Source organism: Methylobacterium sp. CM6246 (genome assembly GCF_054818005.1).
The window spans coordinates 3,958,782-3,983,907 of sequence record NZ_JBTXKY010000001.1; the positions used below are offsets into that span (position 1 = coordinate 3,958,782).

Consider the following 25,126-nt stretch of genomic DNA (forward strand, 5'->3'; position numbering starts at 1 on the left):
CATGGACAGGGACCAGGGAAGGCGAGCCCGAGAGAGTAGTGTCGGTTGATGACGGCTCTTGATCTATGAGCGTTCAACCCGCCTCGTCAGACCTGCGCCTGACCACCGTCGACGAACAGTTCGACGCCGTTGACGAAGCTCGCCTCGTCGGAGGCTAGGAACAGGACCGCATTGGCGATCTCCGTCGCCTCGCCAACGCGTCCGAGGGGGATGCGCGAGCCCAGGAAATCGAGAAGGCCCTGCTGCTTGTCGGCATCGTCGCCGGCAAGGCCGACGAGGCCCGGCGTGCGCGTCGCACCGGGGCTGACCACGTTGACGCGGATGCGACGCTCCTTCAGGTCGAGGATCCAGGTGCGCGCGAAGTTGCGAACGGCTGCCTTGCTAGCGGAATAGACGCTGAAGGCCGGCGTCCCTTCGCTGCCGGCGGTCGAGCCGGTCAGCACCACCGCGCCGCCATCCTTCAGAAGCGGAAGGGCCTTCTGGACAGTGAAGAGTGTGCCCTTCACGTTGGTGTCGAAGGTGCTATCGAACTGCTCTTCCGTGATGGCACCGAGCGGCGCGAACGCGCCACCGCCGGCATTGGCGAAGACGATGTCGATCTGCACGTGCTTCTGCTGGACGGCATCGTAGAGGCGGTCGATGTCGGCGAGGTTCGCCATGTCGCCCCGAACGCCGGTGACCCGGCCGCCGATCTGCTCCACCGCTGCGTCTAGCGCGTCCTGACGGCGACCGGTCACGAACACCGAGGCGCCCTCCCGCGAGAAGGCCTTGGCGGCAGCGAGGCCGATGCCGCTGGTGCCACCAGTCACCACCACCACCTTGTCCTGGAATCTGCTGGTCATCATCGCTCTCCATAGTTCGGCTGCGTGTGAGCCGCTGCCGAGAGAGATGCTCCCAGAACGATGATGCGAACAGGTCTTGGAAATGGCACTTAGCGTTCCAATCGGGGAACGATGATGCGCCCAGACCTCAACGATTACGTCACCTTCGCCGAGGTCGTTGCCCATGGCGGCTTCACCGCCGCTGGCCGGGCGCTTCGCGAGCCGAAGTCGAAGCTGAGCCGGCGCGTCTCGGCGCTGGAAGCCCGCCTTGGAGTGCGGCTCATCGAGCGCTCCAGCCGGCGCTTCCGCGTCACTGAGGTCGGACAGACCTTTTACGAGCGCTGCCGCGCCATGATGCTGGAGGCGGAGCGGGCTGAGGCACTCATCGCGGAAGCCCAGGCCGAACCGCACGGGCGCATCCGCATGAGTTGCCCGCGGAACCTCGTGAAAGTCGTCTCCGCTATCATGCGATGTTTCCTCGACCGCTTTCCGAAGGTCCAGCTCCAACTCATCGTAACGGATCGAGCCGTCGACCTGATCGAGGAGCGGATCGACGTCGCGCTGCGCGTCCGCCACGAGCTGACGAGCGATGCATCTCTCACGATGCGGTCGCTCGGCCGCTCCCGCTGGATCCTCGTCGCCAGCCCGCGGGTCGCGAGCGGCCTCGGGGCCGACCTTGCCGATCTCGCCTCCGTCCCCACCATGGGAACGAGCGACGAGGTGGGCGAAACCACCTGGATGCTGGAGCGCGAGGACGGGACAGCGCATGTGATGCGCCACGAGCCGCGCCTGACCTGCGCAGACTACGCGGTTCTCTGCGATGCCGCAGCGGACGGTCTGGGCGTTGCTTTCCTGCCCGATCACGCCTGTGCAGCACACATCGACGCCGGAAGGCTCGTCCGTGTCTTCCGGGACTGGCGTAGCAGGGATGGTATCGTCCATCTCGTTTTCACGACCCGCCGCGGCCTGCCGCCCGCCGTCCGATCCCTGATCGACCACCTGGCAAGAGAGTTTCCGGATCTTTGAGGGTCCGAACACCCCGGTTGATGATCGTTTCCTTGAGGGTAGAGAAACTCAGACTTGATGGATAATAATCAAATTTTACCATCGAATTTCACTAGGATGACATCTAAAGCAGTCGCCGTCGACAGCGACATGACCCAAACCAGGCATGGAAAATGGCATGCAAATAAGCGTGCGCGCCGTACAGCAATAATTGATAGCAGGCCTATCCTTGATTTTACTGAATGGCTCGGTTCAATGTCAGAAAAAAACTTGATTCTTGGGTTATCAAGAATCGAAGCCGAATGATGCACCAAGTAACCAATGATATACAGTTGATTATCACCTGAGTGAAGCCGAAAGCTTCTATGTTCTGCGGAATGGAATGGCGTAAAAATGGTCTCTATTACCGGCAAAACTGCTTATTATTCTTAAAGAAATTAATCCGATTTTACAATGGCGGCAGCTTGTTTCACGCTATCCGAACCGTGGCATCAATGTATGATCCAAAATGTTATCCGTCGGTCCAATAATAAAAACCAATCTCCGTCAAATAAATCGCAGCATTTGGAAATTGGAGGCTGCCTTTGTCATTGCACAGCCCGCCGTTATTATCGCGATGAGGGTGAGAGCACACAACAGGGTCTATGCTTCCTGGACGGATGCCAGCTTCTATTGAGCGATTATGCAATAAGCTGCTACTGTTCCCGAAAATTTTCGAGGATCCGATCCCATTTTCAAAGATCAAATGTTTCCGCCTATAGAGATAACGGGAATATTAATGGGGATTGCAATGCTTTTGGCCGGCAAACAATTTTACTTCAGGCGCCGCTCAAACTCTTCAGCTGGGCTGCCGCCGAACGCGATGGCCGGAGGTCCAAGATCACGCACCCCGTCGGAGACAACAACGATGTCTGCAGCGCGGAAGTTAAATCTGTAGGGAGGCGCTGTTTTTGGGGATGGCCTCAAGCCGGATTGATCGGCCAACATTGACATCACCTGCTCCTCGCTCTCGAATGGAGTTCGCTTATAATCAAAATACGTCTGCGCTCAATGATCGGGGCTTCTAACCCGGATATCTGACGGAGTGGGCTATGCTCAGATACAGGGGACATATCGGAATGCGCTCAGAGGCCGACTTACCCTTGCTGCTCCTGTCAAGTGTCTGCCTCCCGCAGATGTCTGCAGCGTTTCATCGGCACGCGGGAGCGTTACGTTTGTAATTTCAAAACGCTGGCCATTTCTTGCCGTCGAACCCGCGCACGGGCGACCGCCCCCGGTTGCTCGCGTGATACCTGCGTCTGGACCGCGGTGCCGGTCTCAAACAACTTGCTTTGACTGGATGGTGTCGAACGCCCGAGCGCGGGCGCGTCCGCACTCGGGGAACGCCGGGTTAGTTCGGGATCGGCTCACGGACGGGGCCGCCTGTCTCCTGGCCGCGGGCCTGAGCGTAGCCCGGCAGGGCTGGGTTCCGGGCATTGCCGCTGTCGGTGTCTATCCCGCCGAGCCAGTACGTGGATTGCGCCTGCGGCAGGACCGAGCCCGTGGTCCTTGGGTCCTCGGTGGGATGGGAAACGGTCCGGGCCCGGGAGGCGCCGGTCAAGGCGGCAAGGGTGCAGGCAGACGCGAAAGCGATGGCCGAAACACTCTTGAGCATCGTCATGTCAGCTCTCCAGTGCTGTCCTGCTCGATCCAACAGCGTCAAGCAGGGATGCCGGACAGACGACGTCTTCGGCTGCTTATTTCGCGTCGCATCAAAGAAGTTTGATGCTCGTATCCATAGCCACATCACCGAGCATGGGTACGTGATGCGGGTCTGAAATAGATCGCCGCGTGCGTGGAATAATCCCGGATTGGCAGCGTCCATGCCTCCGAAGCCAAGCCCAGAGCAGGCTCACATCGTTTGGCTTGCACACGGAGGGGTCCCGCCCATGCCAGGAGATCGGACATGACGGACATGATGCGCCTCATCGAGCCGCTGATCCCGGCCCTGCGCCGCTATGCCCGCGCACTCCTGCACAATCCCACCGATGCCGACGATCTCGTGCAGGACTGCCTGGAGCGCGCTGTCGGTCGGTGGCACCAGCGCCAAGTCGATCGCGACACGCGGACCTGGCTTTTCGCCATCCTCCACAACCTCGCCGTGACGCAGATGCGCCAGCGCGCGCGGCGCGGCGCCCACATGCCCATCGAGGACACGGCGGAGGCCAACCTCGCGGTGGCGCCGACCCAGGAGAGCGGCCTGCGCCACCGAGACTTGATGAGCGCGCTCGATGCGCTCCCTGAGGAGCAGCGCGGCGTCCTCCTCCTCGTGACGGTGGAAGGGCTGTCCTATGCCGAAACCGCCGACATCCTCGCCATCCCGACGGGCACCGTGATGTCCCGCCTGTCCCGCGCCCGGGATCGGATGATCCAGCTCATGGACGGCGCCGACGCCACCGTTCCAGCCAAGCGCCCGCTCCTGCGGAGGGTGAAATGACCATGCGTCCCATCAGCGACGACGATCTTCAAGGCCTCGTGGACGAGCGGCTGGATGCCGCCCGCAGGCGCGAGGTCGAAGCCTATCTCGCCCAACATCCCGAGGCGCAAGCACGGGTCGACCGCCTCGTCGCGCTCGGCGAGGAGATGCGGGCCGCCTTCGCGTCCATCGCCGCGGAGCCGGTCCCTGCCCAACTGAACCTGACGCGGATCGTCGAGGCACGCCGTCGCCCGCAACGGCCCGTCTGGCAGGCGATGGCAGCCGGGCTTCTGCTTCTCATCGGGGGAGCGGGAGGCTGGGGCCTGCGCGATGCGGTCTCGCCGGTGCCGACAGGGATCGAGGCGTTGGCCCAGTCCGCGAGCATGAACTACGCGGTCTATGCCCCGGACCACACCCGTCCGGTCGAGCTCGTCGCAGCCGATCGGGACGAGCTTGCCGGTTGGTTCTCGGCCCGGCTCAGGCGGCCGGTGAGCGTGCCGGACCTCAGCGGCTCCGGCTATCACCTCATGGGAGGGCGCCTCGTCGCAACAGCCCAGGGGCCAGCCGGGCTGCTGATGTACGATGACGGGCACGGCGCGCGCTTCATGATGCTGATGCGGCCGATGTCCGTGCCCGGCGACGCGCCGATGCAGCCGCACACCTCCGGGACGTCGAACGGCTACGCCTGGGCTCAGGACGGACTCGGCTACAGCCTCGTGGGAGCAGCCGACCCAGCGGTCCTTCACCCGCTCGCCAATGACATCCGCCGCGCCACCGCGAAGAAGATCTGAAGGCCAGCGATGTCCCTCCTCAACGACCTCACCGGCGTCAGCCCGGATCTGAACGCGCGCGCCGTCCTCCTGCGCCTCGGTGCCATCGGGGCGCTCGTTTCCGGCGCTGCTGGGGCCTTCGCCTATGTCGGCGGCTGGTTCTCGCCAGGCGCCCTGACGCAGGCGCGGATCGTCGACCGCTTCGAGCGGGTCAACGGCCCGCATCCGGGGTTCCGGCGCAACCACGCCAAGGGGCTCTGCCTCGCCGGCCGCTTCGAGAGCACCGGCCGGGGCGAGCGCCTGTCGAAGGCGTCGCTGTTCGCGGCGGGTCAGATCACCCCGATCACCGGACGCATCGCCCTCGCGGGCGGCCAGCCCTACGCAGCGGATGCATCGACCACGGTCCGCAGCCTCGCACTCCGTTTCCAACTTCCCGACGGCGAGGAATGGCGCACCGGCAACAACGACATCCCGGTCTTCCCGGTGCGGACGCCAGAGGCGTTCTACGCCCAGCTCCTCGCCGCTAAGCCCGATCCGGCCACGGGCAAGCCCGATCCGGAGGCGCTCAAAGCCTTCTTCGCCGCAAACCCGGAGAGCACGACGGCGGCGGCCTTGATCAAGGCGCGTACGATCACCTCCGGCTTCGCTGACGACACCTTCCGAGGCTTGAACGCCTTCCGGTTCGTCGCCGGAGACGGCACGGAAACGCCCGTTCGCTGGGCGTTCGTGCCGGAGCAGGCCGCCACAGCCGAGAGTGCGGCCCAGACCGCACGTGCGGACAAGAATTACCTCTTCGACGACTTCGAGTCCGCGGTCCGTCGGGCGCCCGTGCGCTGGCACCTCTTCGCCACCCTCGGGGAAGCAGGCGATGCCACGGCAGACGCGACGCATCCCTGGCCGGCCGAGCGGACGAGCGTCGATCTCGGGAGCGTGGCGGTCACCGCGACGGAAGCGGAGGCCAGCGGCAATTGCCGTGACGTGAACTTCGACCCCCTGGTCCTGCCCACCGGCATCGCGGGATCGGACGATCCGCTGCTCAGCGCGCGCTCGGCAGCCTACGCGCAATCCTTCACGCGACGCGCTGGCGAGCCGAAGGCCCCAAGCGCCGTCCACGATGTCCCCGCTGCAGGAGCCGGATTGTGAGCACCACCATGAACTTCAACCGACCGGCCCGGCTGCTGCACTGGGCCATGGCCGGCATGATCCTGGCCATGCTGTTCATCGGCGTGGCAATGGTGACCTCCCTGTCGCACTATGACGCCCTCGTGGCGCTGCACCGCCCCCTCGGGATCGGCATCCTGATCCTCGCGGCGCTCCGCCTCGTCAACCGCTGGCGTCATCCGCCGCCCGAACTGCCGGCGGACCTTCCGTGCTGGCAGCGACAGGCGGCGCACGCCTCGCACATCCTGCTCTACGGCTTGATGCTCGGGTTGCCGCTTATCGGCTGGGCGATGCTGTCGGCGGCCGGCTACCCCATCGGGCTCGGCGGCGCGGTGGTGCTTCCGCCGATCTTGCCGCGCGATCCCACGATCTACGCCTGGCTGCGTCCGCTTCACACGGTGCTGGCCTACGCCCTGTTCGGTCTCATCCTCGCCCATCTCGGCGCCGCCCTGATACACGGGCTGATCCGGCGGGATGGTGTCTTCTCCAGCATGGCCCTGCGCTTGACGAGCCCGCGGTCACGATGACGACGGGCCAGGCAACGAGGCGAGACAGCATGGACGACAGCGCAGCGGGCCGGGTGCTTATAGCCGGGGGCGGTATCGCCGGACTTGCCATGCGGCGAGCGCTGCAGCGACGCGGCATTCCCTCGCTGACCCTGGAGCGGCGCTCGACGCCGGCCGATGCGGGCCTCGCCATCAACCTGCCGGGGAACGCAGTCCAAGCCCTCGGGCAGCTCGGCTTGAGCGAAGCCCTGCGCAACATCGGCTCGCCCGTCCGTCGGCGCGAGTACCGCACCGAGAGCGGGCGCCTCATCTTCGGAATCGACGAGGCAGCGTTCTGGGGGGAAGAAGCGTGCCCGCGTTGTGTGCGTCGCGCCGACCTGCTGCGCCTCTTGGCACTCGACCTTCCCCCGACCGATCTCCGGCCGGGATCTGAGATCAGCGCTGTCCGGCAGATGCCAAGGGGCGTCGCGGTCGAGCTTCAGGATGGGACGGCCGAAACCGGCGGATTCCACGTCGGCGCCGACGGTGTCCACTCGCGGGTTCGACGCGACACGTTCGGTGCTTCCGAGCTCGGAGCGGCGATGCTCGCCCCTGCGAGCTGGCGTTTCATGGCGCCGAACCCAGGCCTTGACGCATGGACGCTTTGGGCAGGATCGAACGGATTGTTCCTGCTCATCCCCGTCGACCATGGCAAGGTCTATGGCTGGGTCTCAGTAAGCGGGGCCGCCGGACGGGGGCAGGACCTGGCTGCCTTTCAAAATGTCTTCGCATCGTTTCCGCGACTCGTCCGCGACACTCTCGATGCGGTTCTGGCTAAGCCCGGCGCACTCTATCACTCCCCCCTCGAAGAGGTTCGTATTCCGAGTTGGACCCGGGACCGGGTGGCGCTCGTGGGAGACGCCGCCCACGCGACTGCACCGGTCTGGGCTCAGGGGGCCGCCCTCGCTCTTGAGGATGCGCTGGTGCTGGCCGCGCTGCTGGCTGAGCGGATGGACTGGGGCACGATCGGTGCCGAGTACGAGGCGCTACGCCGGCCCCGAGTGGCTCATGTCCAGGCGATGACCGATCGCCTATCGCGGACCGCACGGATGCCGAGTTGGGCCAAAAACCTCCTGCTTCCCATGATTGGGCCGCGCAGCTACCGCGCGACGTACTCTCCGCTCCGCACACCGGTCTCGGCATGAGCATCGGGCTGAGGCGATTCAGCCCATCCCAACGGTCGTAGGGCGGGACCTTCAAACCTTGACCGCTAAGAAAGGCGGACGTCCCGAGTTGGGAGCTTAGTGGACAACCGGCTGATCCCGTGGCGCTGCAGGCAGCGGTGCAGGGACGTGCGGGTCAGGTGCGGGATGGTGGCCTGGAGCGCACACAGGCAGTCGCCGGGCGGCAGGAGCGTGTGCCGTCCAAAGGCAACGATTACCGCCTCCTCTTCGGTAGTGAGCACAGTGCTGTGCGGAGTCTTTGGTCCCATCGCCGCATCATGCACCAACGCGCGCTTGCGCCACTTCACGACCGTCTTGGGGTTCAGTCCATGCTGTGCCGCAAGCTTCTTGAACGAGGCTTTCGATCGCTGTAGCGCTGCTCTGACCGCGTGCGTGGTCGTGGCGCAGCCGTGAAGAACCTGTCCCACAACGCCCCCCGGTGTGCAGCGACCTCAGCTAAAGTGATGCCACCACACTGTGGGACTGCACACTTGGAACCGAGCTAAGGCGTCCGTGACCGCGGAGGGCCGTGGGCGTGTCATCACTATGCGAATGGCAGCTTCGCCAGGTCCCTGGCCGTCGTTGAACGCCGCCGCGTACCGAAAGAGCCTACGTCCAGAATGTTTCAAGCGTAACCGATTCACCTATCGCTCGAAACAGAGCCGAAACTCCACTTGGCTATCAAGGTCTTCGGTAGGACTAGGCGCCTAGCACCCAGAAGAAATACTTAGAACTAGCCAAGCCGAAATCGGCTGGCATGATCCACAAATCGCATGGTGGTTGCGCATGAAATCCGTCGCTTCCCAGCTATACGCCACTGGCGTGTTTTCAGCCTCCATCGTCTGCGCTGGCTCTCTCAAGGCGGAGCCGCTGCCGCTGTCCCACGGCAATTACGTCCGAGCAGATCTGACGTGCGAGGGCGCGCCGTTTGCTGCTTTGAGGACATACGACGGGCAGGGGCTGGGCGGCCCGCACGACAGCAAATGCGTCAGCAAGATCATAAACGCTCGCGGCAAGACATACAAAATAGCGACCTCTTGCGGCGCTGCGGGGGACGGAAGCCCGGTGACGCCAACGACCACGTCTGAGACGGTGTTCGTGCAGTCGCGCGGGAGCTTCAAAATCTCGGGTACGTCGGCTGGCGATCAAGCAGGCGTAGCGTATAAACTTTGCCCTGTAAGCAAATGAGGTCCGGGGGGCTTTGACTTAATCGAGTCCCTGAATTTCGTGAAGAAAAAACATTGAATGATTGGCACTTCTCTTTCATGAGCGAAAGCGGATGATGCCGAAAATTCTTCCGCTAGGAGACGATGTGTTTAATGATCTGCGCAGTGTAGGCAGCGTTAGATCGGGAAATTTGGAACTCCTATGAGCTCAGGCGAAAGCTAGTATGTACAGCCCTGGCCAACCCTTCGAGCCTCCAGCGCCTCCGCTCGCACCCGACCAGATCACTGGTCTCGGCGTCCTCATGCGGGTCCGGAGCAACGCCTTCTCAGCCTTCCCAGAACGGTGCTTCACCGCGCCGGTAATGAAGTTCCGCCTCGGCATCACGGATTTGATCCTCGCCAACACCCCCGACGCCATGCGTCATGTCCTGGCAGATCATCCGGATCGTTTCCGCCGCGTACGAGCGACAGGACGCGTGCTCGGTCCCATCCTCGGCCGGGGACTTGCTGCAGCGGAGGGAGATGCTTGGCGGCATCAGCGCCGCACGCTTGCGCCCGCGTTCACGCCGCGGACACTGCCCGTCCTGTCGCAGCATATCGCGGCGTGCGCGGAGGCAACCTGCGTACGGATCGAAGCCTCGAAGGGCGGCCTAATCGATCTGCTGTCCGCGATGCAGGACCTGAGTTTGGATATCGCAGCGCGCTCGATGTTCTCGCTCGAAACGGCCCGTTTCGGGCCTGAGCTGAGGCGTTTGCTCCTGTTCTATTCCGCCACGATAGGGCGTCCCCGCGCGAGTGATTTCTTGCTGCCATCGAAGTTGCTGACGCCGACAGATATGCGGCGGGCACTGTTTCGGCGACGCTGGTCGCGAATTATCTCCTCCATCATCGTGGAACGCCGCTACACGGCGTCGCCAGATACGCCGCGCGATTTGTTTGATATACTGGCGGATGCCTACAAGGACCAAGACGAGGCCTTGTTGGCCGATGAAGTGTCGACGATGCTCTTCGCCGGCCACGAGACCACGGGACTAACCCTCTTCTGGGCGTGCTATCTCCTCGCCAACGCGCCTGAATGGCAGGGCGCCGTGCGCGACGAGGCTTGCGCCTGTGACGTGTCGCCGACTTCGGCCGGAGAGGCGCTCGCGCGCCTGCCGCTGACACGGGCCGTGGTCGAGGAAACCCTGCGCCTGTATCCCCCAGCCTATATGTCGGCCCGCGAAGTTAGGGACCCGCACGACCTATGCGAATTACCGATCCGCGGTGGCAGCCTCGTTCTCCTTCCCTTCTGCATGCTGCATAGGAACCCCGTGTTCTGGACCTCCCCTTCGCGTTTCGATCCATCGCGTTTCCTCGGCGCTGTGAAGCCTGCGCGGTTTACGTTCCTGCCGTTCGGTGCCGGACCGCGGGTCTGCATCGGCGCTCAACTCGCCCTCGCCGAGAGTGTGCTTGTCCTTGCTCGACTCCTACGTGGCAACGCAATTGCTATCGAACAAGCCAATCCTGTCCAGCCGATCGGATCGTTCTCGACGCGGCCGAGCCATGTGCCGATGTTCAGGCTGCGTCGCTGCACGCATTAGGGCGTCTCTGCAAAGTCATGTGAGACAGAGCATGGTCATGCCTATGGCCTGTCCGCATACCAAGCGGCCAAGTGGCCTGCCTCCTGAAAAGAGGTCCTCCTTGAGGTATAGCTTTGGGCCATGTGGAGGATGTCGTCATGGGGCGGAAGAAGCATACGGCTGAAGAGATTGTCTCCAAGCTGCGCCAGGTCGATGTCCTGGTCTCGCAGGGTCGCAAGGTTGCCGAAGCAATCCGCTCCATCGAGGTGACGGAAGTCACTTATTATCGCTGGCGTTCCGAGTACGGCGGTCTGAAGGGTGACCAGGTCAAGCGGCTGAAGTCTCTGGAGACAGAGAACCAGCGCCTCCGTCGAGCGATCTCCGACCTGACCTTGGAGAAGCTGATTCTAAAGGAGGCCGCCTCGGGAAACTTCTGAGCCCGGCTCGCCGCCGGGCCTGTGTCGACTTCGTCGTTGCCGAGCACGGTGTGTCCGAACGCTTCGCTTGCCGTGTCCTGGGCCAACATCGTTCGACCCAGCGCAAGGTCGCCGTCGTGGTTGAGGATGAGGTCGCTGTGACGGCCGCCATCGTCGCTCTGGCTCTGCAGTATGGGCGCTACGGCTATCGTCGGATCACGGCCTTGCTCCGGCGTGACGGCTGGACGGTGAACGTGAAGCGCGTCGAGCGGATCTGGCGCCGCGAGGGCCTCAAGGTTCCCGCTCGTCAGCCGAAGCGGTCGCGCCTCTGGCTCAACGACGGCTCCTGCCTGCGGCTGCGGCCGGAGCGGCCTGACCACGTCTGGTCCTACGACTTCGTCGAGAACCGCACGCACAACGGGCGCAAGTACCGGATGCTGAACGTCATCGATGAGTTCACCCGCGAGTGTCTGGCCATCCGCGTATCCCGCAAACTGAAGGCGCTGGACGTGATCGACGTGCTCTCGGATCTGTTCAGCTTACGCGGTGTGCCAGGCCATGTCCGCTCGGACAATGGACCGGAGTTCATCGCCAAGGCCGTTCAGGACTGGATCGCGGCGGTGGGATCGACGACCGCCTACATTGAGCCGGGCAGTCCGTGGGAGAACGGCTATTGCGAGAGCTTCAACGCAAAGCTGCGGGATGAACTCCTCAACGGCGAGGTGTTTTACACCCTCAAGGAGGCCAGCGTCGTGATCGAGCAATGGCGGAAGCACGACAACGGCATCCGGCCGCACTCGTCGCTCGGCTACCAGCCGCCTGCGCCAGAGGTCGTCATCTGGCCAACCGAACCGAGCGGATCAGTGCCGTCCGCTCGTTCTGCCATCGTCACACGACCGACGATGCACTAACTTCGAACCTGGGCCACCGAACGGGGGCAGGCCAGAGGGCTTTGCTATGTCTGCGATGCTGGTAGTGTTTCGGTATGCACCCGGCGTAACGCCCCGGACGCTCCCTTAACTCAGCCCGCCCGGTCCGCCGGCGCCGGCTTTTTAGTGCGCTACCTTTGCCGCGCTTTCTAGCCCAAAAAGAATAGAGCTAATCCTTTGCCCAAATAATACCTTCTCGTGCAATGCATCCCTCGGGGCATTTTGCATTGCCTGCCTTAATATGACCGAGCTTCGGCATGATCTCTGCCGCTAGACTTCCGGCCGACATGATCGTACCGGGAGTTTTGGTGTTGCTATAGTCCTTTCCGAGCACAGATTGAAAGAGTTTGTCTAAGCCGCAGATCGCAGGCTTTCCCTCACTTGCAGCAGCTTCCATCGCATCTTTGCCCTCCGCGGACTTCGAAATTTTGACCATTTTCTTATAGATTGGGTCCGTAAATGACATAAGATTGAGTTTAGGCTTCAAGCCACTCTCGTTCATCATATCTACGATGTATGACGCGGCGGGATCCATCAGCGCCCTTTCGTAAAGTGTGCGCTGATCTGAGTCTTTAAAATCGCGAATTCTCTCGATAGTCCATTTTTTCAGCGCCACAGTGGCCAGTCCCATTGCTCATGTACACGGCCGTGCGTTTTTCGGCATGGTCACAGCAGGATTCACCAAGCCAGCGATCTCGTCCACACTCTACCGCGGGCAGATGAATTTCGCTGCCCAACCGGTGAAATCGGACGCTCCCCCGCCCTGTGAGCAGATCGGGGTCGGGCCGAGCGGATGTTCAGCACAATGGGGGGTGAGACGGTATGTCGTTGCAGTCTCGCCAGCGAGCGGCGATCAGCCTGCGATCACCTTCAAATATCGGAAGTGGATCCATCCCGCTTTGCACGGGCCAGTGTAGGCCTGCTTGACCGGCCAAGGGGTATCGACGTTGCAGTCCGTGCCGCGAGTTCCGTAGACCACGCCCATCCAAGGGCCATTCTCTGTACAGATCGCAACGAGATTGCCGTTATAGAGGCGGTCGACCTCTCGAAACGGGCGACCGCCTGGGCCACTGCGGACGGACAGGAACCCGTCGCCGTTCGGATCAAGACCAACGACCTGGCCGTTACCGCCACACGCATCAAAGCGATTGTCGCCACCCGCGTAGATCGGTACGTCGAGGTGAGGCTGGCCTATTGCACCGCCGACAGCGAAAACGAGACCAAGGGCGGCGAGGGCGGTGCGCATCCCGGCAGAATAGCAAAGCGATGACGTCAGGCAACTCGTTCGAGTGCGTTGCGCAGCATAGCGATGCGTTAAGTGCCGCGGGCGGACTGCGCGTTCCCTAAAGCCCCTTTGGTGCGGATCCGCCTTAGCAAGCCCGCGGCTTGCGACGCTCCCCCGCGGTCCCTCCCGCACCACCTTCAGCCCCGCCGGCAGCCGCCGCGCGGGGCTTTCTCGTTGGCGATTCTACCGTTCGCCCATACGGCAGAGCCAGCCCTCGCGGAACGCGAAGTGTTGGATGGAACACCAAGCGTCCAACGTCCGCATATTTCTAACCTGCGGTAATGTGCTCGGCTCTGTTAGGCACTAGCCCGCCGATATGCACGACGACATGTTCCGGCAGGCCCTCTACGTCATCACTGGGGAGGCTAAGGAAGGCTTTGTCCAACAGACGCGCCAAGTGGCTTCTAATGCACTCGTGCTTGCGCAGCGGTGGATGGACTCTGGCTATGCCGACGTTCGGATAACAAACACGTTGGGCCGCCCATTCAACGTCGATAAGTTCCGAGCGAGCTACCTGAACGGACGGCGGCTCTAAGGGGTAAGGCGGCGGCCCTGACGGAGAGGATCTCAGCCGCGTTTGGGCTCTCCTCGCGCTACTGGGTGGCATCGTCGTCGGCCGGGATCTCCCCCGGAATCCAGGCTGAGCCGCAATCGCTACCCCGCCAACTGTGTCTACCGTCTCTCTCGCGAGAGACCTACGAAGCCCTGGCCCGCCTAGCGCCGCGTACGGGGCTGCGTCATTTTAGCCAGGCGTGATCTGCTTCATGTTAAAGCAGCGGGCCGACAGCACGGTAATCTAGATTTTCCTCCGAGACCACCTTCAGCCCCGCCGGCATCCGCCGCGCGGGGCTTTTCGTCGGCTATTATATATTTGACACATACAAGGATAGTTCGGTTCGGTCTCACACAACGTGCGGCAAACGCGAAGGTCTATATGATTATCTGCGAGTTTGACGGGCTGTTCGGACGCCGATCGACGGAGCCGAAAACTTCGACAAGATCTGCGTTATCGGATACTCGATTCTCTTGCGCAGAGCCATTGGCACGTTGAGAAGCGGATTTTTTTTGCCAATTAGCTGCGTCGTCACTAAAGACTGCAGCATCACAATAGCGGTTAATATGTACGCAGACTCCTGAAACAACAGGTTTTCTTGTTGGTTTTCTGCGACTTGGAGCCGTAGTACTATTTGCAAATCTACTATAATCCACAGGGGAGAAATGAGATAAATCTGAAACGCGTTGCGGCCCAGCGAAGCCAGGGACTTAACCAAATTGATTTTTTGCAAAACTGTCATTGTTGAAACAATTAGGATGATCCCTATAACGCTTTCGAAAATCGCCAGTGCTGGTATAGCAAATGCATCTAACGGAACGGTAAGATGTGCGATTGGCACATACGTTATGGCACTTAAAACAAGCAACTTTCCACTATGTTTTTGCATAAAGTCGACAAATATCTGTCGGGTATAAGCCCCTGCAAACGTGAACGTTAGATTGTATATCAAAAAATTCTGAATTTTATAACCGGAGGTGGTTGTCAGCAACGTTGTGCAAACGAGGGCGATCATAATTCCTATTGGCAAAACACGGTGCGTTAGCATGCACAACGCAATGCAACAGGGCATCCACAAAATGAACCACAGCTCGGGAGCTGGGAAAAAAAATCTTTTCAAATTTTGCAGGACCCCCGCATCAATACTATGCCGTCCAAAAGCGTAAAAAATTATATGGTAGATCATAACCCACACAATATATATATAAACGTAAGATCCAACAGCAGCGGATATCAACCCAATCCGGTTTTTCTGAATGATTGCGCTAAATGAAATTCCCAAAAGATAGAAAAATAGCGGCAGAGGTATGTACCACAGGTATTTGAAAATTGTTCCGTGAACTTGGTATAAAGGATAGCTATTCGATAAATGAATGTCGACGTGCCACAATACAGCTATGAAAACAGCTATTCCTCTAGAAGCGGCTAATGCAGAGCTGATATTTAAGTTTTTATTATCAACCATTATATCAACCAAGCCGGAACCGCTCACCAATCCTATGCACTTCCTGACATAGTATAGGTCAGTCAGTCTTGCAAATTACGTTTGCGTTGGCTCTTTTGCAGCGGGACGAATACGTAGTTTTTGTTTTGACTACCGAGCTTTTCGGCTCCTCTCCTTTCCCTGGCTCGAGCGGAGTTCGAGTTGATGATCTTCAACAATCTCATCGATGACTATCATTCATAACCGATCTATCGAGAAAATACCAACTATAATTCGCAGTAGATGACGTCAGAGTTAGTCAGATATTTTATCAATATGGAGTATATATGCGAGTATTGCGATTGATGCTGCTTTCAAAAATTGTATAAGTTATTATCACAGCTGTCGCGGCTTATTGAGCTCTTCACGGTACTATCCGGACCTCCTCCTGAGGGGCAAATAGCACCCCCAATAAGTCGCGGGGCGTCGAGCCGACGCGGATACTGTTCGAGCGGATGTTGAGCTATTGGAACCGACCCGGTCAGGCATGGGACACGTCGATCGGGAAATCCGCGCCGAAGAGCAGCCGGTGCTGAAAATCCGAGACATGGTACCTGCGGCCGGGGGGCTGCTTACGACCCAGCCTGGTCGGTTGCGATCCTCGTTTCATCCTGCCAAGGCGAACGGGGATATGACTATGATACCCCGCGACAAACGCAGATCCTGACGATTTAGCTGAGTCAATTAATTAGTATAGTTCATTCAAACTTATAAGCGAGAAGTAAATTGCATGAGGTGCAAGAAACAGAGCCATTAATAATAAATTAGACATAGGGCGCTACTTCTAGAATGAATTGTTCCGCCCGGAATCGCGCTGAAATGAACTTCAACTTCTCCGTACGGGTACGCTTGATCGCGTCGCTTCTGGTTTTGCTCGCCCTATCCGTTGGACTGGGTGGCTTCTGCTACGCCCGCCTAAACGCCCTTACTGGGTCCGTCCACGACCTCGGCGGTAATACCCTGCCGTCCACCCGGATCCTCAGCCGCTTGGCCACGAATTTCGAGGCGCTTCGCAGCCGGCAACTGGCCTACCTCGTCTCTAGCGAAGAGCGCCGGCCTCAGTCCCTGCCACGCCTTCGGGCGAGCATGGCCGACATTGAGACGGACCTGAAAGAGTACGCCCCCTATCTCAGCGACGGTGAAGAAACTCTCTGGAAGGCCGTGACGGCAGCGGTGCCTGCTTACTCACAGATGGGCGAGGAGTTCCTGCGCCGGATGCACGTCGGAGAGACGAAGGCGGCGGCGGACTATCTCCTGGACAGCATGCTGCCGAACCTGAACGTGGCCCGCACGGCTCTGAAGGCAGACATCGCCTTCAACGATACGTCCGGCAAGCAGAGCGCCGCCAGTGCCAAAGCTCTAGCCGAGAGCGCCCGCGCTGGCATCGCGGTCGTGCTTGTCGTCGTGGTTGCCATCACGCTGGCGATCGGCTGGATGTCCGTCTTCACGATCTCGGTCCCTGTTCGCCGCATGGCGGACGTCATGAAACGGGTGGCCGAGGGCGCGGCTGATCTTGCGGTGCCGAATGCCGGCGAGCGCAGCGAGATCGGCGAAATGGCCGCTGCCGTGCAGGTGTTCAAGGACAACCTCGTCCGCACCCGTAGGCTCGAAGAGGAGACCGCCCTGGCCCGGGCCTCCGCGGAGGAGCAGCGCAAGCGCGCGATGCGCGAAATGGCCGACGGGTTCGAGGCCGCAGTGGGTGGTGTCATCGGCATGGTGTCGTCCTCGGCCACTGAACTACAGGCCACCGCTGGAGCCATGAGCGGCACTGCGGCCGAGACCGCCGCCCAATCCTCCGCGGTCGCGGCCGCTGCTGAGGAGGCGGCCTCCAACGTCAACACCGTTGCCGCGGCGGCCGAGGAGCTCGGCTCTTCGGTGCAAGAGATCGGACGGCAGGTTGACGGCTCTGCAGACCTCGCCCGGCAGGCCGTCGCCGAGGCCGATCAGGCCGGCGCGCTGGTACAGGAACTCAGCGCCGCCGTCTCCCGGATCGGCGATGTCGTGGGCTTGATCTCGACCATCGCGGGTCAGACGAACCTGTTGGCTCTCAACGCCACAATTGAAGCTGCGCGCGCGGGGGCCGCTGGGAAGGGCTTTGCCGTTGTCGCATCGGAGGTAAAAGCGCTGGCCGAGCAGACCGCTAAGGCGACGAGCGAGATTTCCGGACAGATCCTGCAGATCCAGGCGTCAACCGGGCAGGCCGTCGCCTCAATCGGCGCGATTACAGGACGCATCCGCGAGATCAGCGCAGTCGCCACCTCCATCGCCGCGGCGGTGGAGGAGCAGGGTGCGGCGACACAGGAGATCGTCCGCAATGTCGCCCAGGCGGCGGTAGGCACGGGCGAGGTGACGGGCAACATCGCTGGTGTGGCGGGGGCTGCCGAAGAGACCGGCGCGGCAGCGAGCCAAGTGCTCGGGGCCGCTTCTGAACTATCGCGCCAATCTGAGCATCTCACGGCGGAAGTCTCACGTTTCCTGGCTACTGTACGAGCCGCCTGAGCTGAGTCCGGTGGCCCGCAGTGTGCAAGCGATGGAATTCGGCCGCAACTCGAATGTCCGCTTCCCTGCCGACTGATCTTGGAAGCGGAAGAGCCTCTTCCCACCCGACTACGCCATGCCGGATCGCCGACCCGCGCCAGGGCGGTCGTTCGGCTCTGCGCCCATTTCCGTCATTCGAATCGGATCTTAAGGTCCTCCATAGCGGACATTCAACGTGATGACGGTGACGTTATGCCATTCGTATAAAGGGCAGCTATCGGAACGCGGCACTGTAGCGAAAGATTATATCTGCCTGTTCGAGGCAAGGCGGTCTGCGTACTACTTCCTGTTGCACTAAGTGGTTGGCTGGAGCATGTTTTCTTTCCAGAAGACGATCCCTGCCGTTGCACGATTGTCTGCATGCCGCAGGAAAAACGGAACCATCCGATCGTTGCGGGTTTGCTGATCATAGCATCCACCATATTTTAGAGTTCAGGGTGCCCGAAAAATTGCACTCGATGCGGATTTGTTTGTTGGGTTAGGAGCAGCCAGGCCGTTGAGGCAAGCGTAAGCTCGCCTCGGGCCTGCGTTAGCCCCTAACCGAGTGGAGCGTGGCGCTCGTCCGCTGAACCATTCCGGCGGCCACGGGGTTGGCCTTCCACAGGATCCGATGCGATCTGGCCAGAGGAACGACCATGCCGAAGACCACACTCGCCCTTACCGCCGCCGTGACGCTTGCGCTGTCGGGAGCGGCCATGGCCCAGGCTCCGACCACCGGCGGCGCCGGGCAGGGCAACGTGAACAAGTCCGGCGCCGTGGGCGGCACCGGGCAGGGCTCGCTGGAACAGTCCGGTTCGGCGCGACCGGGCGCGACGACCGGTTCCACCGCCGCCCACCGGGCCGGCACGCCCGGCGTGCCCGCTGGCAGCGGCACGGCGCCCAGCGCCCGCTAAGTCAGCCTAGGCCGATCCCGGAGACTCCCGGGAGCGGCCGTCCGGATAAGGCGACGAGCCCGCCGAGGCATATATATATGGTGTTCGAGTAATCTTTGATGCCTTTAGGCCCCCTGGCGGCCGACACCCGATTCCTTCACGCCGCCGAAGGGCCGCCTCGGTGGCGATGGTCCCCTTGTTGATCCCGACCATGCCGTATTCCAGCGCCTCGGCGGCCCGGAAGGTGCGGCTGAGATCGCGGGTGTAGAAGTAGCGGGCCGGGCGGTACTCATTGTCGTTGGCCATGTGGATCGCCTCCGCCTCGTCTCGGAACCTATTGGTGCGAATAATTTTTCGCTCTGAAAGTAATGAATTCAGAGATCACTGACGTGCCGATGCGGCGAGGCCTTATCATACCAAGGTTCCTCAAAAAATCAGTCCAAGTCAACTAGATCGACGCTGAAAATCTATCCTGATGCCGTTCTTAAAAAGGGTCCTATATTCGAAAGCCGTCCCCAGCGACCGGCGCAAAATAAGTGAGAAGACCCGAGGGATAGCCTTCAAACTTGCTCCCCTCCCCTGGGACTTCCCCCGCCCTTCCCTACTGGCACCGTGGCACCCCCGGCCCCCGCGCGAACCTACCCACGGCCGTTCCTAAATTCTGGCCTCACGCCAAACGCGTCCGGATCGGGCCGTTGAATCGGAGCGCCCACCGATGGCTTTGCTCGGCAAACGCGCCGACGTCTCTGGTCTTCATTTCAACATCACCATCTTACGTGAAGGCCACACCACGGACCCTGTGGTCGCTCCATAACGGGTAGCGGCATTCGCGCATGGCAGCTTACGCGCACCGGTCGTCGTGAGCGATTATACCAATCGGCGTTGATCATAACCGGTAGGCCCACGAGCGCAGGCCTAGGGACATGATCTTCCAGGGCTGGTCGATGAGGCGGTTCCAGGCGTCGCAACGGCTTTCGAAGATGTCGTCGTAGGAGGCGACGATTCGGTCGCCGAGCCAGTTGTCGTGCATGAACTGCCAGACGTTCTCGACCGGGTTGAGTTTGGGCGCGCAGGGCGGCAGCGTCAGCAGGGTGATGTTGTCCGGCACGACGACGTCGTGAGCGCCGTGCCAGCCTGCGCCGTCGAGCATCAGCACGGCATGAGCGCGGGGCGCGACGGAGTGGCTGATCTCGGCCAGATGCAGGTTCATCGCCTCGCTGTCGCAGCGGGGTAGGACGAGACCGGCGCCCTTGCCCTTCTCCGGGCAGATCGCTCCGAAGATGTAGGCATAGGCTGTGCGCTGGTCCTTGGGGGCCGAGGGTCGTGTCCCGCGGCGCGCCCATCGCCGCGGCAGGGTGTTCTTCTGGCCGACGCGCGCTTCGTCCTGCCACCATACCTCGATGGCCGTTCCGGCTGGCAGCCCCGCGCGGATCGCCTTCACGGCGGCGGGCAGGTTTTTTTGAAGGCCGTCAGGGCGGCTGGATCCTGCTCGTGGTGGCGCGGGCGCACCGACAGCTTGCGGAAGCCGAGGCGATTGATGAGCCGTCCGAGCGTGCTCTCGTCCAAGCTGACGCCAAAGCTCGCGTAGATCGAGGCGGCCAGATCCTTCAGCCGCCAACGCACCACGCCGTACCGGTCCGGGTCCGGCCCGCTCTCGACAATCTGCATCAGTGCCCGGCGCGGTGCCGCGTCTAGCTTCGGCTTCTGGCCCGGCGCCTTTCCGGTGATCAGCCCCGCCGGACCATCCGCGTTGAAAGCCAGCACCCAATCGCGCACCGTCTGCAGGCCCACCACCCCGATCCGCGCCGCATCCGTGCGGCTGCCGCCGTCGTAGATCTCAGCCAACGCCAGAAGACGACGGCTCTGGCCCGCGTCCCGGCTGACCTTGGCTCGCCGCCGCAGATCATCGGACGTGAAGTCCTCGCGCAGCGGCACCGCAGCTGACATGGCAAACCCTCCGGTTCACCGCATCGAATCAGATCCAGCCCCGCAACGAAACCCCGTGAGTCAGCCTCCCCGTCGATTGGTGTTAGGTGCAGTATGATGCTCGCAGATATCGATGCAGGCTAACAAGGCTGGACGCAGCTCATCCACCAACCCAGGGGCGCGTGGCGGAGGCCCACAATACCGCGCACCCAGATTGGGTGCTCTTTGCGAACGCAGGCCGTATCCTTGTGGTTTCCCGCAGGAGGAAATCGAGAAAGATAGGACGAGATGTCGACCGCAGAACCAAAACAACCGCCTGCCTCCTTCAAACAGGACGCATGGGCCTTAGCGATCATGCGCAATCAGGACGTGAAAAAATCGGCCGAGCACGTCGCCTGGTTGATTTCGTTGGATGCTGACTTCTGGACGAAGGGATGTACCGCCGAGGATCCAGACATCGCTGCTCGGTTGGACTTGGCTGCCAACACCGTAAAAAATGCACTTATCAGTCTGCGTGCGGCGGGCTCTATCGTGTGGTCGCGTTGCACAGTCGACGGCGTTCACGTTCGGACGATCCAACCCGATCCCCGATGGAAAGCCGGTCATTCTGTCGAAACCGTGTCTCTTGGTGACGTTCAGGCTCCTATTGCCGGCGCGGTGCCTTCGCCCTTTGGGGGCAAGCATCCTCATCGACCCCGCCGATACCGATCCGATGTAGCCGTATGCCCGACGCCGGAACCGCTTTCGGCTGGGACGGACGTTTCCGCCCCAGCTGGTTTTTCAGCTCCGGACACCGCCTGTACGATCGCCGATTGCACCCAAAATGGGTGCGACGCCGATCCGTCCCCCGGGAAACATGAACTCGAAGAGGATGGCGCTGATAGGACGCCCGAGGTCGAAATTTTGCGTGTATTTCAAGATCCGCCGTCGTCGAACAGCACCCAAATTGGGGGCGATACCACGGTCGCTCAAGCAACGATCACCCCGCGTAGATCGAGGAAGCGCTACGATCGAAGCATGCCCCTATGGATGCAGGGGACCGACGTGCAGTATGCGCGGGCTGCCTTCCACGCGGAGCAGCTCTCGTGGGATGCTCGTTGCGAACACGATGGCTGCGGATCGCGGTCGATTGCTTTTCTTTGTGCCGATGAAGGCACCCCACTCTGCGCTCGGCATGGTGGATACGCGAACCTTCCGGTTGCGCTCGCGATCTTCGGTCTTGATCGGCGGCGGTGACCGAGCGTTTTTCGTCAGCCTCTGCAAGCTTCCTCCAGACCGGATTTGAGACGGCTGCCGTTACTGGAAGCCGTTACTGCCAGTCGCAGTAACGTGGGGGTGACGAGCATGGATGCCAAAAACCAGACCCGTACATTGGAGACGGAACAGGCCTATTTCAAACGCGCTAATGACCTCGCGAAGACGGCGGCAGGAGAGCTCGGCCTGACATGCGAGTTCACCCCTTTCGGCAAACTCGTCGAGTGGTTTCAGGGGGCGGACGGCAGGTGGGCGCCGTCGACAGTTCGACAATATCGAGCCTCCCTCCGTTTTGCTCTGGAGAGTTTCTGCTGCAACCCGGCATACTACGAGGAAGCAAGATTGGCTCTGGAACGATTGAACGCCGAGCCGATGCGTCCCGAGCCGACCAAGGGCGGGAAGCGCAGGACGAGTGCGAAGAAGAGGAAGGCGTGCATGCCCGACGAGGTGAGGGCGATTTCCGACGTGTTGCAGCAGTCGCAGCATCGGTACGCTCTCCTCGCCAGAAGCATACTGTGGCTCGGTAGCGAGCTCGGCCTGCGTCCGATTGAATGGTCGACCGCCCGCCTGGAGGGAACCACCCTGGTGGTGATGAATGCCAAGGCGACGAACGAGCGTGCGAACGGCGAAGTCCGCTACCTCGAGTTGAGCGGACTCGAGCCCGCGCGAAACGCCATGATCACCAAGCTGCTCGCGATGATCAAAACGTCGCTGAAGACCAACACCTGGGCCAAGATCTTTGCCAGCATCCGGTATCTATTCTCGTGGGCATCTGCGCAAGCGGCCAAGGCGGTGCCGTCGCTGCGGGGAGGACGGATCAGCCCCTATACGACCCGTCACATTGCCGCTGCACGCGCCAAGGGTGTGATGGACGGAGCGAGCGTCGCTGCGTTGCTCGGACACAACTCGACGCGAACCGCTACATCCCACTACGCCCGCCGGCGTTCCGCGAGAGGTTGGGCGCCGACGATGGTCGGAGTCGATCCTTCTCAAGTGGCGATGGTCCGGCCGACTTATCGGGCGAGGGGCGCGAAGCTCTCGTCGGCTGTACACGAGCCGCCCAAAATCTGACGCGAGCGATACCGGCCCGCACACCTTCGTGCGCGCGAGTGGCCTCAAGATACCCCGATCTCAGAAAGAAGCCAGCTTTGCAGTCCCTCTGCCCGGATTTCGCGAGCGAGCGATCGATCTGGCACTGCAACGCTATATATGAGCGTTGCGGCGTCAGAGCATTTTCACGAACTGCACATACAAGTCATTGCACCTGCTAGCTAGCCTCGAGCAAGTGAAGTTGTCTACGTGCGGAAGCGGCGGGCGATCCTGGGCTCTTGCGCTTACCGCCGTGCTCGATCGCAGGCACTGGGAGACCGACAGCCTAACTGGAAAGTCGGAGCGTGGGTCGCCAGTCCGGCGCATTCGGGAGAGTATACGGCCGCTGAATTCGCGCCGACGAGCGATCGACCTGGAGATTGTAGCGGCCGAGCCCGACGCGCTGATTCCTGAGGGCGCAACGGTACGTTTTAAGAGTCGATGCCGCGTTATCGACGTCCCCGCCTCGACGCTGATGCAGGACGCGCCGCGCAGCTCGAGCTACGCCAGAATTGGCAATCGGCCTGACCGATTTCAGACGCGAATATCTACGACCCGCCTCTGCGATGGTGGAGACAGTTGCCTACCCTCCCGCTGCTGCGCCCCAGTCTCGCTGGAGCGAGCAATTTCGACCGAGACGGTATGCGGTCCTTCCCGATGATCGAGCGCTGCATCCGTGCGCGCCGTTTGCAGCATTTCGGTCGCGCGCACGACGCCAACCGTGTTGATCGAGGCAGTGATCGTCATGGCTCTGGCCTCCTCGCATGAAGGTGGACCATGGAACCCATGAGGATCGGGTTTCGGAGATTCAGTCATTTTGATAGATCTGCCTGAGCAGCGGCAAGGGGCAGCCGGTGTGCGGAATTGGCGGGGGTATTCTAACTGCGGCACGGTGGATGCTCCCCTCCCCCCTCCATGAGCTAGTACGGGTCGGCCGCGATTGATTTGACGGCGGATACAGCGCGCAAACGCCCTGAAGGGGCGTACCTGAGCTGCGTTCCAAGCCGATGGAAGCGAGGGGCACCTGAGATGACAGACGCTGACGTACCACCCAACAAGCTGGCAGAAGTCGCCGGGTTGGCGACAGCACTGGCCGACCGGATCCTCGATCAGCACGTTGCCGGCACATCGATCCAGCCGAGCCAATTCCATATGTTGGTCCGGGCCACCCAGATGCTCCAGGACAACGATGTGCCCTGGCCGCCCTCGGTCGAGATCGTTTTCATGGAGATCGCTCAGCGCGTTGAGAAGGCTGAGGTGCATCCAGAGAGCGCGGGGGTGAGGCCCAACGGCGATGATGTCGTGGTGCAGATGAGCCGGTTCGTCGGCGACGTTGAACGGACCTGAGAAAGCCGGCCGTGGACGAGGATCGCGAGTTCGAGCACTCGGGTATGTCCGGCTCGTTCACCCGTGGCGGTGAGACCGTCGACGTGGAGATCTATCGGTTCGCGGGGACGCAGGATCCCTGAGAGTTGGCGGTCGTCCACATGGCGAGCGGTAGCACGGCGTGGCAAGAGCGCTTCGCAACCGAGCAGGATACCTACCGCGCCTTTTTAGAGGTCGTGGAGAGGGACGGTCTGGCAGCGTTTGGCCCGGGAATCAGCAGGGTGGTGCACTGATCCTATCGGCTGCTTCATGACGGAGCGCGCGTTGGGTACGGGATCTCCACGGCGTCGTCATGCCGATGGGGCAATCCCTCTTGGAGATCTGATGCTCTGCACGAGAGCCCAGTCGCGGCGAAGATATCGGCAGATAAGCTGTTGTGGGTCGCCGGATGTTCGATCACAGCACGGGATGCGACGAATCGAGCCTTAGACGTCGGAGCTCTGTCGGTTAAGCCTTGCACGGGTGGGCTGATGTCGTAGCGCCTTGGCGGCAGCGCTTGCGCTCTCTTTGAGAGCTTAAGATTGCCCGACGGCTCCCCGCACGGGATGCGCGAGCGGCCGTCGTAAAAGTGGGAACGGTGTTGGAGAGACGAGATTGACCACGCAGGGACCTCATCCCGTCTCGCGATAGTCAGGGATCTCCACTTGAAAGCCTCACCTCTCACGGTAACCATGGTTGGCGGCGTCGCAGTCATCGGCTTGATCACCGTGGCCGCCGCACAGGGAGTCGGTTCCGGTTCCGCACCAGGAA

Annotated in this window: 20 protein-coding genes and 2 pseudogenes; 13 read left to right on the top strand and 9 right to left on the bottom strand. The window is 61.4% G+C overall.

The window, feature by feature from the left end; translation table 11 throughout:
• Positions 1–86 precede the first annotated feature (86 nt).
• On the bottom strand, positions 87–842 hold the full coding sequence (locus ACYQPG_RS19310; protein ID WP_147940843.1) for an SDR family NAD(P)-dependent oxidoreductase: 756 nt from the start codon (positions 840–842) through the stop codon (positions 87–89).
• A gap of 111 nt (positions 843–953) precedes the next feature.
• Between ACYQPG_RS19310 and ACYQPG_RS19315 the strand changes: the two genes are divergently transcribed.
• Positions 954–1,847 carry a LysR substrate-binding domain-containing protein gene (locus ACYQPG_RS19315; protein ID WP_147940844.1) on the top strand — a complete coding sequence of 298 codons (894 nt, stop codon included), beginning with the start codon at positions 954–956 and terminating at the stop codon, positions 1,845–1,847.
• 1,369 nt (positions 1,848–3,216) lie between these two features.
• Here the strand turns inward: ACYQPG_RS19315 and ACYQPG_RS19320 are convergent.
• Positions 3,217–3,486, bottom strand: a complete 270-nt coding sequence (locus ACYQPG_RS19320) for a hypothetical protein (RefSeq protein ID WP_461231483.1) — start codon at positions 3,484–3,486, stop codon at positions 3,217–3,219.
• A 285-nt stretch (positions 3,487–3,771) separates the two neighbouring features.
• Between ACYQPG_RS19320 and ACYQPG_RS19325 the strand changes: the two genes are divergently transcribed.
• The 5 genes from ACYQPG_RS19325 to ACYQPG_RS19345 are packed head-to-tail and all read left to right on the top strand — an operon-like array spanning position 3,772 to position 7,902.
• Positions 3,772–4,302: a sigma-70 family RNA polymerase sigma factor gene (locus ACYQPG_RS19325; RefSeq protein ID WP_147940846.1), complete on the top strand. Its 531-nt coding sequence runs from the start codon at positions 3,772–3,774 to the stop codon at positions 4,300–4,302.
• Positions 4,299–5,072, top strand: a complete 774-nt coding sequence (locus ACYQPG_RS19330) for an anti-sigma factor family protein (protein ID WP_461231484.1) — start codon at positions 4,299–4,301, stop codon at positions 5,070–5,072. The genes ACYQPG_RS19325 and ACYQPG_RS19330 overlap by 4 nt, the downstream gene beginning before the upstream one ends.
• A gap of 9 nt (positions 5,073–5,081) precedes the next feature.
• Positions 5,082–6,194 carry a catalase family peroxidase gene (locus ACYQPG_RS19335; protein WP_461231485.1) on the top strand — a complete coding sequence of 371 codons (1,113 nt, stop codon included), beginning with the start codon at positions 5,082–5,084 and terminating at the stop codon, positions 6,192–6,194.
• An 8-nt stretch (positions 6,195–6,202) separates the two neighbouring features.
• Positions 6,203–6,739 (top strand): cytochrome b, encoded by a 537-nt coding sequence (locus ACYQPG_RS19340; RefSeq protein WP_461232481.1) that lies wholly within the window; start codon positions 6,203–6,205, stop codon positions 6,737–6,739.
• Positions 6,740–6,768: 29 nt separating this feature from the next.
• Entirely contained in the window at positions 6,769–7,902 is a 1,134-nt protein-coding gene (locus ACYQPG_RS19345; protein WP_461231486.1) for an FAD-dependent monooxygenase, read from the top strand.
• Positions 7,903–8,006: 104 nt separating this feature from the next.
• Here the strand turns inward: ACYQPG_RS19345 and ACYQPG_RS19350 are convergent.
• A pseudogene (locus ACYQPG_RS19350) lies at positions 8,007–8,348 on the bottom strand (IS481 family transposase); the annotation flags it as partial.
• Positions 8,349–9,310: 962 nt separating this feature from the next.
• On the opposite strand from ACYQPG_RS19350, the gene ACYQPG_RS19355 reads away from it, so the two are divergent.
• On the top strand, positions 9,311–10,666 hold the full coding sequence (locus ACYQPG_RS19355; protein WP_461231487.1) for a cytochrome P450: 1,356 nt from the start codon (positions 9,311–9,313) through the stop codon (positions 10,664–10,666).
• A 137-nt stretch (positions 10,667–10,803) separates the two neighbouring features.
• A protein-coding gene (locus ACYQPG_RS19360) for an IS3 family transposase (RefSeq protein ID WP_461231488.1) occupies positions 10,804–11,972 on the top strand; the annotation gives its coding sequence in 2 pieces (ribosomal slippage) (positions 10,804–11,068 and positions 11,068–11,972; 1,170 coding nt in all).
• Between the two features lie 187 nt (positions 11,973–12,159).
• Here the strand turns inward: ACYQPG_RS19360 and ACYQPG_RS19365 are convergent.
• From ACYQPG_RS19365 to ACYQPG_RS19375, 3 genes are all read right to left on the bottom strand, one after another.
• Positions 12,160–12,621 (bottom strand): hypothetical protein, encoded by a 462-nt coding sequence (locus tag ACYQPG_RS19365; RefSeq protein WP_461231489.1) that lies wholly within the window; start codon positions 12,619–12,621, stop codon positions 12,160–12,162.
• A 222-nt stretch (positions 12,622–12,843) separates the two neighbouring features.
• On the bottom strand, positions 12,844–13,236 hold the full coding sequence (locus ACYQPG_RS19370) for an integron (protein ID WP_461231490.1): 393 nt from the start codon (positions 13,234–13,236) through the stop codon (positions 12,844–12,846).
• Positions 13,237–14,213: 977 nt separating this feature from the next.
• Positions 14,214–15,320 carry an acyltransferase family protein gene (locus tag ACYQPG_RS19375; protein ID WP_461231491.1) on the bottom strand — a complete coding sequence of 369 codons (1,107 nt, stop codon included), beginning with the start codon at positions 15,318–15,320 and terminating at the stop codon, positions 14,214–14,216.
• Between the two features lie 810 nt (positions 15,321–16,130).
• On the opposite strand from ACYQPG_RS19375, the gene ACYQPG_RS19380 reads away from it, so the two are divergent.
• Together ACYQPG_RS19380 and ACYQPG_RS19385 are read left to right on the top strand one after the other, a co-directional pair.
• Positions 16,131–17,810 carry a methyl-accepting chemotaxis protein gene (locus tag ACYQPG_RS19380; protein ID WP_461231492.1) on the top strand — a complete coding sequence of 560 codons (1,680 nt, stop codon included), beginning with the start codon at positions 16,131–16,133 and terminating at the stop codon, positions 17,808–17,810.
• Positions 17,811–18,484: 674 nt separating this feature from the next.
• On the top strand, positions 18,485–18,742 hold the full coding sequence (locus ACYQPG_RS19385; RefSeq protein WP_461231493.1) for a hypothetical protein: 258 nt from the start codon (positions 18,485–18,487) through the stop codon (positions 18,740–18,742).
• Between the two features lies 1 nt (position 18,743).
• Here ACYQPG_RS19385 and ACYQPG_RS19390 read toward each other — a convergent pair.
• Together ACYQPG_RS19390 and ACYQPG_RS19395 are read right to left on the bottom strand one after the other, a co-directional pair.
• Positions 18,744–19,057: pseudogene (locus ACYQPG_RS19390) on the bottom strand (aldehyde dehydrogenase family protein); the annotation flags it as partial.
• Positions 19,058–19,607: 550 nt separating this feature from the next.
• Positions 19,608–20,668, bottom strand: a protein-coding gene (locus ACYQPG_RS19395; RefSeq protein WP_461231494.1) for an IS630 family transposase whose coding sequence is annotated in 2 segments (ribosomal slippage) — positions 19,608–20,182 and positions 20,182–20,668 — 1,062 coding nt in all. Because the reading frame shifts where the segments join, the coding sequence is not laid out codon by codon here.
• 267 nt (positions 20,669–20,935) lie between these two features.
• Between ACYQPG_RS19395 and ACYQPG_RS19400 the strand changes: the two genes are divergently transcribed.
• Positions 20,936–21,883 carry a hypothetical protein gene (locus ACYQPG_RS19400; RefSeq protein ID WP_461231495.1) on the top strand — a complete coding sequence of 316 codons (948 nt, stop codon included), beginning with the start codon at positions 20,936–20,938 and terminating at the stop codon, positions 21,881–21,883.
• A gap of 108 nt (positions 21,884–21,991) precedes the next feature.
• Entirely contained in the window at positions 21,992–22,972 is a 981-nt protein-coding gene (locus ACYQPG_RS19405) for a hypothetical protein (RefSeq protein WP_461231496.1), read from the top strand.
• 552 nt (positions 22,973–23,524) lie between these two features.
• Here the strand turns inward: ACYQPG_RS19405 and ACYQPG_RS19410 are convergent.
• On the bottom strand, positions 23,525–23,737 hold the full coding sequence (locus ACYQPG_RS19410; RefSeq protein ID WP_461231497.1) for a hypothetical protein: 213 nt from the start codon (positions 23,735–23,737) through the stop codon (positions 23,525–23,527).
• A 282-nt stretch (positions 23,738–24,019) separates the two neighbouring features.
• Between ACYQPG_RS19410 and ACYQPG_RS19415 the strand changes: the two genes are divergently transcribed.
• Entirely contained in the window at positions 24,020–24,337 is a 318-nt protein-coding gene (locus ACYQPG_RS19415) for a hypothetical protein (RefSeq protein ID WP_461231498.1), read from the top strand.
• The last annotated feature ends 789 nt before the right edge of the window (positions 24,338–25,126 follow it).

Bases quoted from the DNA above. Each gene is read 5' to 3' on its own strand.
- ACYQPG_RS19310 (WP_147940843.1), bottom strand. From the start codon at position 842: ATGACCAGCAGATTCCAGGACAAGGTGGTGGTGGTGACTGGTGGCACC.
- ACYQPG_RS19315 (WP_147940844.1), top strand. From the start codon at position 954: ATGATGCGCCCAGACCTCAACGATTACGTCACCTTCGCCGAGGTCGTT.
- ACYQPG_RS19320 (WP_461231483.1), bottom strand. From the start codon at position 3,486: ATGACGATGCTCAAGAGTGTTTCGGCCATCGCTTTCGCGTCTGCCTGC.
- ACYQPG_RS19325 (WP_147940846.1), top strand. From the start codon at position 3,772: ATGACGGACATGATGCGCCTCATCGAGCCGCTGATCCCGGCCCTGCGC.
- ACYQPG_RS19330 (WP_461231484.1), top strand. From the start codon at position 4,299: ATGACCATGCGTCCCATCAGCGACGACGATCTTCAAGGCCTCGTGGAC.
- ACYQPG_RS19335 (WP_461231485.1), top strand. From the start codon at position 5,082: ATGTCCCTCCTCAACGACCTCACCGGCGTCAGCCCGGATCTGAACGCG.
- ACYQPG_RS19340 (WP_461232481.1), top strand. From the start codon at position 6,203: ATGAACTTCAACCGACCGGCCCGGCTGCTGCACTGGGCCATGGCCGGC.
- ACYQPG_RS19345 (WP_461231486.1), top strand. From the start codon at position 6,769: ATGGACGACAGCGCAGCGGGCCGGGTGCTTATAGCCGGGGGCGGTATC.
- ACYQPG_RS19355 (WP_461231487.1), top strand. From the start codon at position 9,311: ATGTACAGCCCTGGCCAACCCTTCGAGCCTCCAGCGCCTCCGCTCGCA.
- ACYQPG_RS19365 (WP_461231489.1), bottom strand. From the start codon at position 12,621: ATGGGACTGGCCACTGTGGCGCTGAAAAAATGGACTATCGAGAGAATT.
- ACYQPG_RS19370 (WP_461231490.1), bottom strand. From the start codon at position 13,236: ATGCGCACCGCCCTCGCCGCCCTTGGTCTCGTTTTCGCTGTCGGCGGT.
- ACYQPG_RS19380 (WP_461231492.1), top strand. From the start codon at position 16,131: ATGAACTTCAACTTCTCCGTACGGGTACGCTTGATCGCGTCGCTTCTG.
- ACYQPG_RS19385 (WP_461231493.1), top strand. From the start codon at position 18,485: ATGCCGAAGACCACACTCGCCCTTACCGCCGCCGTGACGCTTGCGCTG.
- ACYQPG_RS19400 (WP_461231495.1), top strand. From the start codon at position 20,936: ATGTCGACCGCAGAACCAAAACAACCGCCTGCCTCCTTCAAACAGGAC.
- ACYQPG_RS19405 (WP_461231496.1), top strand. From the start codon at position 21,992: ATGGATGCCAAAAACCAGACCCGTACATTGGAGACGGAACAGGCCTAT.
- ACYQPG_RS19410 (WP_461231497.1), bottom strand. From the start codon at position 23,737: ATGACGATCACTGCCTCGATCAACACGGTTGGCGTCGTGCGCGCGACC.
- ACYQPG_RS19415 (WP_461231498.1), top strand. From the start codon at position 24,020: ATGACAGACGCTGACGTACCACCCAACAAGCTGGCAGAAGTCGCCGGG.